This window comes from Peribacillus sp. GL_122 (genome assembly GCF_057835005.1).
Map to the genome: position 1 here is coordinate 669,298 of NZ_CM174415.1, position 14,706 is coordinate 684,003.

At 35.5% G+C, this 14,706-nt stretch carries 6 protein-coding genes; all 6 read left to right on the forward strand.

Going from position 1 to position 14,706, the window contains the following annotated elements:
• Positions 1-52 precede the first annotated feature (52 nt).
• The 6 genes from AC3ISB_RS03250 to AC3ISB_RS03275 all read left to right on the forward strand — a co-directional run bounded on the left by AC3ISB_RS03250 (position 53) and on the right by AC3ISB_RS03275 (position 14,642).
• On the forward strand, positions 53-340 hold the full coding sequence (locus tag AC3ISB_RS03250; protein WP_098370555.1) for a transposase: 288 nt from the start codon (positions 53-55) through the stop codon (positions 338-340).
• A 365-nt stretch (positions 341-705) separates the two neighbouring features.
• Positions 706-1,419 (forward strand): 4'-phosphopantetheinyl transferase family protein, encoded by a 714-nt coding sequence (locus AC3ISB_RS03255; protein ID WP_480339860.1) that lies wholly within the window; start codon positions 706-708, stop codon positions 1,417-1,419.
• Positions 1,410-2,069: a hypothetical protein gene (locus tag AC3ISB_RS03260; protein ID WP_141992619.1), complete on the forward strand. Its 660-nt coding sequence runs from the start codon at positions 1,410-1,412 to the stop codon at positions 2,067-2,069. The genes AC3ISB_RS03255 and AC3ISB_RS03260 overlap by 10 nt, the downstream gene beginning before the upstream one ends.
• Positions 2,070-2,078: 9 nt before the next feature.
• Positions 2,079-9,620 carry an amino acid adenylation domain-containing protein gene (locus AC3ISB_RS03265; RefSeq protein ID WP_489275545.1) on the forward strand — a complete coding sequence of 2,514 codons (7,542 nt, stop codon included), beginning with the start codon at positions 2,079-2,081 and terminating at the stop codon, positions 9,618-9,620.
• Between the two features lie 10 nt (positions 9,621-9,630).
• Positions 9,631-9,897 carry a phosphopantetheine-binding protein gene (locus AC3ISB_RS03270; RefSeq protein WP_098370559.1) on the forward strand — a complete coding sequence of 89 codons (267 nt, stop codon included), beginning with the start codon at positions 9,631-9,633 and terminating at the stop codon, positions 9,895-9,897.
• Between the two features lie 26 nt (positions 9,898-9,923).
• Positions 9,924-14,642 (forward strand): amino acid adenylation domain-containing protein, encoded by a 4,719-nt coding sequence (locus AC3ISB_RS03275; RefSeq protein WP_489275547.1) that lies wholly within the window; start codon positions 9,924-9,926, stop codon positions 14,640-14,642.
• The last annotated feature ends 64 nt before the right edge of the window (positions 14,643-14,706 follow it).

Here is a 14,706-nt window from a genome sequence, read left to right on the forward strand (position 1 = left end):
AGGAAGTACAGAAAATCGGCACTAAATAAATTTAAAAAAGGAGTGTCTTATTATGGGGAAGCACCATGATAGAGATTTTAAAATTTATGCTGCTCGATTAGTATTGGAAGAAGGCAGAAAACCTAGGGAATTGGCCGAAGAACTTAATATCTCGACACCTACATTAAGAAATTGGGTCAATATCTATAAAGAAACAAATGAAGAGGGACAGGCGGACTCCAGTATTGGTTTATCAGGTCTCAGTCTGAAAGAGGAAAAGGATAAAATAATTAAAGATTTACAGGAAGAGAATGAGATATTAAAAAAGGCAATGCACATTTTTACGAAACAACCAAAATGATCGAACAGTATTAAAGCCATATTTTATTTTTCACAAATTATAGTGAAAAATAAAATATGGCTTTTTTAATTAGAAAATTTATTCACTTCATACACATTTTTTAAAATATTTCATACTAAAATCCCTATGAAAATACTACTAAGAAGGAAAAATAATAAAAAATTGGTAAAGTTATTATGTAATGTAGATAATTTACAAATTTTTAATGGACTCGGCAAAATTGTTGTGATAAAGTGTTATCGATAATGATAATAGGTAATAATTAACCTAGAAAATGAAATAATTGTTTAAAAAAAGAAATTTTTGAGGAAAAAAATGGAGAAAAAATGCGATGTTTTTAAAAAAAGAGGGGAGGGAAATTATAATTGATTGAATATTTTATGAATAAGAAGAAAATTTATAAATCTTACATCAAGTTTTATGAAGCGGATTCAGTCAATTTGGACTATATTGATGATATTTTCAACGAAAAGGAATGGAATTATCTTAATTTGCAAAATGGCAAAAGAACCATCGAAGCAAAGAAAAGTTTGTACTTTGGAAAAAAAGCAATTATGGAGTTTTTAGATATAGATTTGGATGAAATAAAGAATGTATCACTGTTGAAAGGAGTCTTTGGACAGCCGATTATTGTTAATAACTTGTTCTTATTAATGAACATGAACATTGGTATATCCATCACTCATACGGATAAAACATTCGGAATATTGATTTTTGATCAACTGCATCCAATGGGAATCGATATTGAAACTAAAACGAAAACTGATTCTGAATTTTTAGAGACCTATTTAACAGAAACCGAGAAAAAAATGATTAAGGATAGTGAAGGTCTTTTAAGTAAGGAAATTTTCTTTAGTGCAAAAGAAAGTCTATCAAAAATACTAAAAACAGGATTGACCTCACCACTTGAAATCTATGAGATTTCCAAGGTTGAAATGAATCATGATAACATCTCACTTTTCTATAGGAATTTTTCCCAGTACAAATCAACGGTTGTACTCGTGAATGATGAAATAAGAAGCGTTACCTTTCCAATAAATTCTACGAAAATAATTGAGGGGGAATACCAATGGAATTAAAAATGGAAGCAAATGCTGAATTTAAAAACAATAATAAATTAGTACAATATCTTTTTAAAAAAGAGGATAGAGTTCATAAGTTAATATTTTCGTTATTGATACTCAGTTTAATCGCAGGTATCGAAACGACGCTTTTGTTATATACTGCGGATCAAAAAGGGATGAATGTATTAAATGGCATGTCCATTTCAGAAATCGGAGCCATGAGTTTTGCCATTAACACAATTGTAATGGGGGCTCTAGGATTATTGGTCACTTTCATCATTCAAATATTAATTGTGTGCCTATTATTTTTAGTTTTAAAAGAAAGACCGGTAAATATTAAAGGAATTTGCCAAGCTGTCATAAATGCTGGGATATGCATCGTAATTGGATCTGGTGTTAATGCAATAATCGCATTATTGGTTAAAAGCAAGGAAACCACATTTACTAGTTTATCCTTACTGGTGCATGATAAAAGTTCCATTCTTCACACCTTCATGGCCGAGTTTGAATTGTTTTACATTGTCAGTTTAATACTATTCAGTTTTAGTTTGGAAAAGTTGGCGCTCGTCAAGAGAAGAAATGCAATAATCATAGCGATTGTAATAGCTTTAATTTCTTTAGTTTTTCATATGTTGACAGTTGCATCAGGCACATATTTAAAATAATGGGGGAAAATGATGAAGATGAATTCTTTAGCGAATCTATTTGAAGAAAGTGTTAGGGAATATGGAGACAATATTGCAGTAAGAAATAAGGATATGCAATTTACATATAAAGAAACGAATATCTTGGCAAATAAAATGGCGCTGTACATAAAGGAGAAAGGGATAAATAAAGGAGATAATGTCGGAATCTATATTGAAAAGTCGGAGCATGTTTTATTTTTAATCATAGCACTCCTTAAATTGGGGGCTACCTATGTACCTATCGACCCTAAAAGTCCTGATGAAAGAGTAAAGCATATAATAAAGAATTCAGAATTGAAGTTATTGATTGGGGATAAAGGCCGGATTAGCGGCATTGATTGCAATTATGTAACCCTCGATGAAGTGATAGAGAATTCAAATGATATGGCAAGTGAGAATTTCCATACCTTAATTGATCCAGAGGATCCAGCTTATATCATTTTCACATCGGGCTCTACAGGAAAGCCTAAAGGAGTTTGCGTTTCACATGAAAATGTCATGAACTTGTTTTTAGGCTGCGACGGTTTGTTCGAGTTTAATAATAAAGATATATGGACATTTTTCCATTCCTACGCATTTGATTTCTCTGTCTGGGAGATGTGGGGGGCTTGGATATATGGCGGAGAAGTTGTAGTGGTTTCATTTGAGGAAAGCAGAAATCCAATATCCTTTGTTGATTTATTGATAAATACACAAACAACCGTTTTCAATTGTACACCAAGCGCTTTTTTCGAGGTGATTGGTGAACTCATAAACCGACAAAATGAATTAAGTTTAAAATACATCATTTTTGGAGGGGAAGCATTAAACTTCAAGAAATTGACGCAGTGGTTTTCTCCCGAAAATGGCAGGCTGCCAAAGCTAATAAATATGTACGGAATAACTGAAACCACCGTGCATGTAACATACAAAGAAATTGCTAAGGGTGATGTGGAAAAAGGAATTACGAATATCGGAAAAGTCTTGCCACATCTTGGGTTCAAGGTGATGAATCAAAATGGAGCAGAAGTAACTGGAGATGAAGAGGGAGAGTTATACGTTTCAGGAAAAGGTGTTTCGCTAGGCTACTATAAAAATACCATGATGAATAAGATGAAATTTACGGATATTGATAATGTTCTCTACTATAAGTCAGGGGATGTAGTGAAAGTTTTGGATGATGGTGATCTGCAATATATCGCCAGGAATGATGAGCAAGTGCAGTTAAGAGGTTTCAGGATTGAATTAGGGGAAATAGAGAGCTCGTATAATGATTTGAAAAACATCAAGAATGCAGTCGTTACGATGGATAAAGCATTTAATGATGATATGCATCTATTTTTATACTATGTTGCTGATGAAGAATTAGCTGCTGATTATTTGAGGGAAAGTGTAAAAAGCTCATTGCCAGCCTATATGATACCAAGCTTTTTTATCAAGGTGGACAACATCCCCCTAACGGTAAATGGCAAACTGGATAAATCTTTATTACCCAAAATCGTCATAAAAGACTGTGAAGCTCCATCGAATATCAAGAGTCCAGTGGATGAAACAATTAGTGAAAAAGTAAGAGAATTGGTTGTTAGCATCATAGGCAATGGGGTTATAAAAAATAATCAGTCCCTACTTGAATGTGGAATGAACTCATTATCGATAATGAGATTAATTGTCAAGATTAAAAATCAATTTCAAATTGAAATTGCTCCTTCAGTTTTATTGGAGAACGATACGATTATGAAATTATCCCGGGTCATAGAAACTCGTCAAAAAGAAGAGGTAAAGCAAGATTATACACCGATCAATATTAATGCCAGAAATACATACCCTTTAACATATGAACAAGAAAATTTGTGGTTCATTCACCAAACCAATGTAGACAAATCGTTATATAACATAGTTTTTTCGTATGAAATATCAGGTGAAGTGAATGAAGGAAATCTGGAACTATCTTTAGATGAGCTAAGCAATAAACATCAAATATTAAAAAGTGTCATTAGAGAAGAATCTGGAATGGGCATCTTGGCTTTCGATGAGTCGATTCATCATTATATTAACTATTTCGATGTTTCGGATATTCCTTTAGACATGCAGGAAGAAAAAATAAATCACTTGGTGATGGAAGAAACGGAACGGCAATTTGATTTAGGAAATGGTCCCCTCTTATCGATTTCGCTAGTGAAGACAAATGAATGTGAACATCAATTATTATGTAACATCCACCATATTATTTTTGATGGTTGGTCGACTCCATTAATGATCAATGATTGGTTTTCCATTTATGAGGAAATCGAGAATGGCGAACGAAATGATAGAGATAACCAATCAATCCAATATGGAGATTATGCTTTATGGCAAAAAAACTCGCCAAATTATGTAAGTGGTAAGGATAATGAGTTCTGGAGTAATGAAATAACTGCATTACGGCAAAAGTCCTTTTTACAATATGATCATCAAAAAACCGGAGAAGGTAAAAGCACTTCCGATATTATCAGCTTTTTGTTACCTAAAGAAATTCAAAACAACCTGGAAAGTCTTCATAAAAAAACGAAATCGACTTTGTTCATGAGTTTACTTACCGCCTATCAAACCTTTTTATCGGTGTACTTTGATGAAGAGGAAGTTGTCGTTGGAAGTCCTTTGGCAAAGAGAAACCATGTGGATACCGAACAATTGATAGGGTATTTCGTCAACACATTGCCCTTTAAATTAAATGTATCCCAGGAAGATTCATTTGAAGAAATATTGCGGAAAAATAAAAAAGCTATTGCAGGTGTTTTTGACCATCAAAATTTACCTACTAAGGAAATTTTGAAATATTTATCGGCAGAAAGAACCATGGGAAATACGCCATTGTTCGATACAGTATTTGTCCTGCAAAATAACCAAAAAGAAAAGCTGGCATATAGAAATTTCACGTTAAAGCCGAAAAAAATCAATACCTTTAAAGCTAAATTTGATTTAGTTGTTCAGGTAGAAGAAATGGATGGGGATGAATTATTCATTTCGTTTGAATTCAACAAATCATTATTTAATAAAGCGACGATTCAAAGAATGGCTAGTAATTTTCAGTATTGGCTGCAAGAGATTACAACCGAGGAAAGCAAGAAGATAAAGGACATCACCTACTTAGAGCCTCAACAGTTACGATCAATAATCGAAATGGGTACAGGCAATGTAAATCAAGAAGTGGAAGATCAGCGTTTTGAAGATGTAATAACTAAGTTTGAGAATATAGTAAGTACAAATTTAAGTGATGTTGCCATTGTTCATGGTGATGACCAAGTGACGTATAGCGAGTTAAATGCCCGGGCAAATCAGGTGGCGCACCGATTATTCCGAAACCATGTAAATGTAGAAGATAGAATTGGGATTTTTATGGATCGATCGATCAATATGGTTACGGCCATTTTAGCCATTATGAAAGTTGGGGCGGCATATGTGCCTTTGGACCCGTCACAACCAGAGTCACGGCTGAAACATATGATTGAGGATTCTCAAATCAAATATTGTTTAAGTAATGAAGAAGGACTTTCAAAGTATCCCGGTGATGAAGGAAAACTAATATGTATCGAAGACATACTAAAAGAACGAGAAATTGAATGCGAAGAATTCGTTTCAAGAAAGATATCGGAAAGTGATCTGGCCTATATCATCTACACTTCAGGAACAACGGGAAAACCTAAAGGGGTCATGATTGAACATGGAGGGTTGGCTAACCTCTGTAATTGGCATATCAATTATTATTCTGTCGATGGAAAAGATGCAGCAGTACTAGTTTCGAATACATCTTTTGATGCTTCCGTTTGGGAGATATTCCCTTACCTGACAAATGGGAATAAACTCGTGATATTGGATTACTATGATTTATTGGATGTAGAGATCCTTTCGGAGAAGTTAGAAAAGGAGAAAGTCACACTCGCGTTTTTTTCAACGGGACTGCTCGAGCAATTATTTATCAACGATATGAAATTTCCAGAATCAATCAGAGCCATTTTGACAGGGGGAGATCGTTTAAAAACAATACCCGATCATTTGAATTTTGATTTATATAATAATTACGGGCCAACTGAGGGCACTGTCGTTTCGACAGCATATAAGGTACTTTCAAGTGATGATACAGTGATCCCGATCGGAAAGCCGATCTTAAATGCAGAAGCATATGTATTCAATACCAGGATAAAGCCCACTCCTAAGGGTCAAATAGGCGAGTTGTATATCGGCGGGAAAGGCATTGCAAGAGGATATATAAATAATCCGGAGAAAAACGTTGAAAGCTTCATCCCAAATCCGTTCAATCCTTCAAGGAAGCTATATAAAACTGGAGATTTAGTTAAGTATACCGAGGATGGAAATTTACTATTTGCAGGCAGAGCGGATGACCAAGTGAAAATCAGGGGATATCGTATCGAACTTGGCGAGATCAGTGCCGTTCTAAATAAATGCACAGGTATAAAGGATTGCTTTATAGCGATAAAAGATGAATCTAAGGCAAAGAAATTCATCATTGCTTATTATATCTCCGACAATGACCTGGAAGAAAATTATATCCGGGATTATATGAAGAATCATCTTCCCCAATATATGATTCCTTCTTATTTCATTAAAATGGAGTCATTTCCGCTAACCGTTAACGGCAAAGTCGACATGAAGAGCCTGCCGGATACAAAAACGAACACGGAAGGAACCAACAATAAAAGTGCCAATAATGGAACGGAACAAAAATTGTTAAAGATATGGAAAGAGGTGTTGAATAATCAGGAAATAACCATCTTTGATAACTTTTTCGAATGTGGAGGAGACTCCATCCTAAGCATTCAAATTTGTTCACTTGCCAAGAAAGAAAATCTTTTCATTACTTCAAAAAACATCTTTGAAAAACAAAGTATCGAAGAGCTGGCAAAGGTTGTGGAATTGACGGGCGATTTAACGATAAATCAGTCTGATGTTTTTGGAAAGGCGCCATTTACACCTATTCAAAGTTGGTTTTTCACTCAACAAATAAATAATTTTAATCATTGGAATCAATCTGTAACGTTAAAGGGATACCCGAAATTGAATGAGAAGCTGCTGCAAAAGATCATGGCTCATATCGTTAGACATCATGATGGGCTGAGATCAAGGTTCAATAAAGATGAATCATTTTCAAAAGTGGAAAAGCATATCGACCCGGCTGAAAATTGGACTATGAATTACGTAAATCTATCGAATATGAATAAAGATAAACAGGAACGGGAAATAGCTAGACTCGGGAACGATGCACAGCAGGGCATGAACATTTCAAACGGACCACTGATGAAAATCGAATGCATCAATACTGGCCAAAATGAGCATGTAATCATTTGGATCATTCATCATTTACTTGTTGATGGGGTTTCCTGGAGAATATTGATCGAAGATTTTGACCGGCTATATATTCAAGATATCAACGATCAAGAACTAAAACTGGATACTAAAACGACATCATATAAGGAATGGGCGAATAATCTAAACCAATACAAAAATAGCATTCCATTAGGCATTAAAGAGTACTGGCTGAATGAACATAAGGCAGTAAACGAAAACGCCATAGTCAAAACAGGGAATGTTTACGATGGAAAATCATTTGAATTGAAGCTGAATAAAGAGATTACAAACAAAATCTATAATGAAATGACAAAAGCGTATAAAGCATCTATTGATGAAATATATTTATCAGTTTTCGCAACGCTAATCGGGAAGTATTTTAATAAAAAGGATATTCATTTCACTTTGGAGGGACATGGCCGCGAAGAATTATTTGCAGGTGTCGATTTGTCCAGGACAGTAGGATGGTTTACGACCATGAGCCCGGTTTATATAGAAAATAAAGAAACCATTTCGAACACGATTCAAGGCACAAAGAAAAAGTTAAGGACACTGCCTAATAAAGGGATTGAGTATGGAATCCTGACCGAATTATGTGGCGAGACACATATGAAACAAAATAGGCCGATCATCAGTTTTAATAATTTAGGCAGATTTCACCAAAGTAATGAATTGGCTGCAAAAGAGGTCATCTTTTTTAGTGAACAAGATATTCAACATAATTCCTATACCGAGCATGAAGTCGATATTGAATTGCTTGTAGTGAACGAAGAGCAAACTATAAAAATAAACTATAACAGACATTTCGTAAGAGAAGATTTTGAAAGATATTTTCAACGCAATTTGCCGGAATTGTTGCGGACATTGGAAGAAGAAACAAAATTGGTAAAACAGATGTACCGTCCGGAAGACTTTCCATTGTTGGATATGCCTGAAGAGGAACTTAACCAACTACTGCGCAAAGAAACAGGAATTATTGATATTTATGAATTGACTGCTTTGCAAAAAGGGATGTTGTACCATAGCTTGTTTGATAGTGAGAGCAGCCAGTATAAAGTGCAACTCATATTTGATATTAAAGGTTTTCTGGACTTTGAAAAATTAAAGAATGCCATTGTGACAACGTCAGGGAAACATGACATTTTAAAAACGAAATTATATTCAAGTAAAAAAGGGTTATTCTACCAATTGTTAATGAATTCCATGGATCCCGAGATTGAATATGAAGAAATAACGGATCAACAAGTAAAGCTGGAAAAGTTGTTAGCAGATCAATATAAGATGATAGATATCGAGAACAATAGGTTGAATCGATTTATGATCGTTAAGCTTACGGACAATGAATACCAATTAATTTGGACATTCCATCATATTATTATGGATGGCTGGAGTTATTCGATGGTTATTAATGACATCTTTAATTCTTATCATTCCATAACACCATCATCATCCGGTAGTGCTTCATTTAAAGAGTATGTTGAATATATGAAAGATTATACGAGTAATAAGGAGCTGCGGGAATATTGGGCAGGGAAATTGGAAGGTGCCCGAAATTCCGGATCCAGTATAACGGGAGTGTTGGAAGGCGAGGGATACATTGAAAATTGTTACTTGAAAGTACTGGATGAGGAATTGATTGATACCATTCAACGATTCTGTCAGGAATACAAGATTACCATGAATACTTTCTTTCTAACTATATGGCTAGCCACTTTAAAAGAAGTAAAAGGTACGGAAAATGTATGCTGCGGTGTAGTGACATCCGGCAGGAATATCCCAGTCCGGAATATTGAGGCCATGGTTGGTCCATTTATCAATACTGTGCCATTTATAAAGCATATCAGCCAAGAAAAGACTTACATTGAACTGCTCGATGAAGTTCAAAAAGAGTTTTTGGAACTAAGTGCCTATGAGAATACACCATTATCAGAGATTTATGAGTGGGCTAATTTGGAGAATCATTTGTTTGAATCATTATATGCTTTTGAAAACTATCCCATGCTACTAGCTAATAATGATGAAATCAATGTGAGTTTGAAAGAAGGACGGGAAACGACCCATTATCCAATCGTCATTATCATCACCCCGGGTTCAAGTGTTCAAATAAAGTTTAATGAGGCAGCGGTCAATCCAAAGTTAAGGTCATCAGTACTTTCTATATTTAATCGAATCTTAATCGAAATGTTAGAAAAAATGAAAGTTAAGTGAGGGGATATATATGGAAACAACTATTGCTGTTAAGGAAAGGTTAATTGAGGAAAAGCTTATAGGATTTTGGAAAGAGATTTTAGAACAAGAAACTATAGGTACAGATTCCAACTTCTTTGACTTAGGAGGGAATTCCCTTTTAGCCATGCAATTCATTCAAATGGTGAAGAATAACATGGGAGTGAGATTACCAATCAAAGTGATGTTCGAACAATCAACCATCCAGGAACTATCCGTACTCATCAAACAATTGGATGATATTAATAAGTTAGGTTGAATGGAAAAGAAATGAGGTGTTTTTCTATGAACAGGATAATCAGTGAAACGGAAGATAGGCTATTAAACTTGATTTCAGTTGTTATCGAACCTTTTGAAATATCACTAATGGAGGACATGAATGAATCACTAAGCACAAATGAAAAAAAAGATGAGTTCTTGTCTTCGATAAAACGGGAGTTTGGTATTCAATTAACACCGGAAATCATTTCAAGTCAATGGAATATAGAAAAGCTGGCAAGTTTTCTGGACATGCTTATCAGCATGAGGGAAGTCGAGGTAAATCAGCCTTATAAACGTGGGAAAAGTGAAGGGATGCTATCTCATAATCAAGATCGAATGTATCTGTTTGACAGCCTGAATGAAAGGAAAATGCTCTATAATATGCCATTTAAATTCATTTTAAATGGAGTAGTGGACATTGATGACCTGCAACAGGCATTAGATTTCATGATTGAACGCCATGAAACTTTGCGAACCAATTTCAAAGGTGAAGAACATCAAATCCTTCAATTCTTATCAAAAAAAAGCAGAAACATAATTGCCTATGAAGACTGTCGGGAAGTAGATCCCGAAGTCAGTAATATAATGGTCACCTCCCATCTTACTGAAGAAATGGAAAGATGTTTCGACCTGGAAAATGATCATTTATTTAATATGAAACTATTTCGAATTGACGAAGAAAAACATTATTTAGTATGCAATTTTCACCATATCATTTTTGATGGAGTATCGTTTGTCACCTTTTTCGAAGAGTTAATGGAGATTTATGAAAGAATTCAAACGGGCAAGGTTGGGGATATTCCTCCTCTGGACATGCAATATTTAGATTATGCTATCTGGCATAAGGAGTGGGTCAAGGAAAGTACGCCAAGCCAAAGGAGGTTTTGGGAAAGTTATTTAGATCAAGAGGAAGAAGCATTGGAACTTCCATTTGACTTTCAACGTCCAAAATCACCTTCATACTCAGGTGGAAGAATGGAAATGGCGATAACGGGTGAACTCCGTGTATTGATAGACAGGATTTTAAAGGAGAATGGCACGACTTTATATGCTTTTATGATGACCGCCTATCAAGTGTTTTTAAGTCAATATACCGGGAAGAATCAAATCATTGTCGGGAGTACCGTGGCAAACCGCGGCCAGCTAGAATTTGCCCGGACAGTTGGATGTTTTGTCAATACGCTGCCATTGAAGCTGACCGTGGATGCCACAGAATCATTTCATGAAATATTGAACCGAAATCGTAAAGTGATTTTGGATGTATTGGAACATCAGGCCTTTCCATTTGAAAAAATCGTTGAAATCATTAATCCGGACAGGGATCTCAGCCATTCCCCATTGTTCCAAACAGCATTGGCAATGGAAGAAAGCTTTGATGGGAACTTTAGCAATTCATTCTTCACTCTTGAACAAGACAAATTCGAAATTCCTTATTCAAATTATGACCTGACAATAAAAGTAAAAGGTTCCCATAACCTAATCCTAGAGTTTGAGTATTCCGATGAACTTTTCAGACGGGAAACAATTGAAAGACTCATGTTGAGTTTTGAAAAATGGTTATTCCAAATTTGCAGAAATGCAAATAAACCTATACGTCATTTGGAGCATTTAGATGACAATCAAATGAATCAATTGTTATTTGAGTGGCAAGGTGAGGTTTCGGATGCAGATCAAAATGAGACGATCACCTCCATATTCGAAAGAATCGTTAAGAAGCATTCAAAGAAATTAGCCGTTGCTGATAATGGTAAGTCCATTACCTATTCGGAATTAGATCAACGATCAAATGTGATTGCGAAATTGCTTAGGAATAATATCGAAAATGGCTCCAATAAGGTGGGGCTGCATGTAAACAGATCGATTGATATGGTGATAGGCATGTTGGGAATCATTAAAGCCGGATGTGCATATGTTCCGCTTGATCCTATGCTGCCAGCTGAAAGATTGGAATATATCATTAATGATTCGAAAATGGATATATGCATTACGAATCAAGTTGAGGTTCCTGCCATAAAAAAAATAGCTAAAGTGATTAATCTTGAATCCGTCCATTACGTGGATACCGAGTGCTGTAACGAATCGATTGCACCTTCCGACCTGGCTTACATAATTTATACTTCGGGAACGACAGGAAAACCTAAAGGTGTCATGTTATCCCATAGAGGAGTAGTGAATTTAATAAAAAGTCAAAACAAGTACTTACAACTTGTTGAGACCTCTAGGGTATTACAATTTGCCACATTTAATTTTGACGCTTCTATCTATGAGATTTTTGGAAGCTTATTAAATGGTGCAGAGCTGCATATCGGGAATAATAAGGAGGAAATGTTTGATTTATTCGCGTTGGAATATCAAATCAAAAGTGAAAAGTTAACCCACCTAGTATTGCCGCCTGCAGTTTTGCAAGAGCTCAATATAGAGGGATCTGATGTGAAATTCGTTGGTTCAGCCGGATCTGAATGTCCAATAGCTTTGCTGGATCGCTATCGAAATATAAACTTTTATAATGCCTACGGTCCAACGGAATATTCAGTATGGACCACGATTGAAATGTTTAAAGCATTCGAAAACAATGAGACTGCTAATAATAAAGTATCGATAGGCAAACCTATCCTGAATACTGACGTCTATTTACTAAGTCCGGAGCAAAGACTTGTCCCGATAGGTGCCGCAGGGGAAATATATATTGGTGGTGAAGGGTTAGCTGTTGGCTATGTGAATAATGATGATTTAACAAAAGAAAAGTTCATTGAACATCCTTTTAAATCTGGAAAGCGTTTATATCGCAGCGGCGACCTTGCAAAATTCACGAGCGATGGTGAGTTGATTTTTCTGGGGCGTAAAGATAATCAAGTAAAAATAAGAGGTTTCCGAGTGGAAGTTGATGAGATTTCGGTCAATCTCAATGCGTATCCGCAAGTAAGTGACTCATTCATTAAGGTTCAGGATCAGCAAAACTTAAATAAACAAATAATCGCTTATTTCACATCCAAACAACAAGTTAATCATGACCACTTAAAAGCATTTTTAAAAGAGAGATTACCAAGTTACATGATTCCTTCATTCTTTATGCAAGTGGACAAATTTCCGTTAAATGCAAATGGGAAAATTGATTCAGCGCTTCTTCCGGTACCCGTAACTAGAAGCAATACAGTGGAAGAACCTGAGACGGTCAATGAGAAAGTGCTTCTTCGGATTTTTAAGACTGTCTTAGGGTTGGATGACATAAGTATCCGAGATAACTTTTTTGAACTTGGCGGCGATTCCATTCAGAGCATTCAAATATGTTCTCTAGCAAGGCAGGAAAATATAATCATCAGTCCAAAATCTATTTTTGAAAATCAAACGGTAGCAGAGCTGGCAGCGATCGCGAAAACCGAAAATAAGGTCATGATTCAACCTATAGCCACTAGAGGGAATGTGGAACTGACCCCCATCCAAGAATGGTTCTTTGCAGAACACACGACTTCCATCAATCATTGGAACCAGTCCATTGTTTTTAGTAAAGATTCCTGTGCTCCAATGGAGGACATTGAAAAAATTCTATCTCATATCGTGGAACATCATGAGGGATTGTTAACCCTATTTAAAAAACATGACAATAAATATATCGGGAATATAGACTCAGAACACAAAACATGGGAGTTAGTCTATAAGGATATACATCATTTAGATGAGGAAACGCGAATAAGAATGAGAGATGAATGGGACAGTAAGGCTCAACGTTCATTGGACATAAGTAATGGACCGATCATGAAAATGCTTGTTTTAAAAGAACAATCAAACAAGTATCGCTTCTTTTGGGTAATCCACCATTTATTGATTGATGCAGTTTCCTGGAGAATTTTACTTGAGGATTTCAATACTCTCCATGATCAAGCTTTAAACAATCAAACAGGGAAGCTTGCTTATAAAACCTCTTCATTCAAAGACTGGTCAAACTTCTTGAAAAAATACAATGAATCGTTGATGGACCCTGAAACACTCCGTTATTGGGAACAAAAAACAAAAAGTGAAATAACGGATTTTAAGATAGAGGAAGACTTTATAGCTAAAGAAGAAAGAACGATGGAGAAATCATTCAGTGAAGAAGAAACTGAAATATTGATCCAGGAATTATCAAGGCAATCAAAAGCGACTGTAGAAGAAGTATTGTTGTCATTAATTGCAAAGAGTTTGAAAAAGTCTTTTGAAGTGAAGGACTTCTGGATGGAAGTAGAAGGGCATGGCAGGGAAATGGCGGATGAAACAATGGATGTTACTCGGACCGTTGGCTGGTTTACTGCGATGTATCCGATATTGCTGCATTCAGGAGAGACGTTTGATGACACTTTAAAAAACACGAAGAATGCTATAAGGGAAATTCCAAATAAAGGTTTTGATTATGGCGTTATCAAATATTTATGCCCTGGGGTCATTAAGGAGCCGGATATCCACGTTACTTTTAATTATTTAGGAAGATTGGACTCCCAATTTGAATCATCCAATAGCAGGGACTTTGGTGAGTTTGAAAATAAACCAAAACTCCATTTCCTGGCATTGATCCAGGACGGAAAACTATTCATAAAAATAATCTCAAAATTAGCTGAAGAAAAGATGAACTTAATAATAGAAGCTATTGGTAATGTCGTCATGGAAATCAGGGGAACTGAATTTGACCAAGCTTCTTTAATAGAAAGTGATTTTCCAGATGCGATGCTTACTGAGGAAGATTTGTTTCATATATTGAATTCCAATAAATAAGGTGATTAAGGGTTTAATAGAATGATTGCAGTCGGCAGGTATGGATGACACGAAGATAATGGAA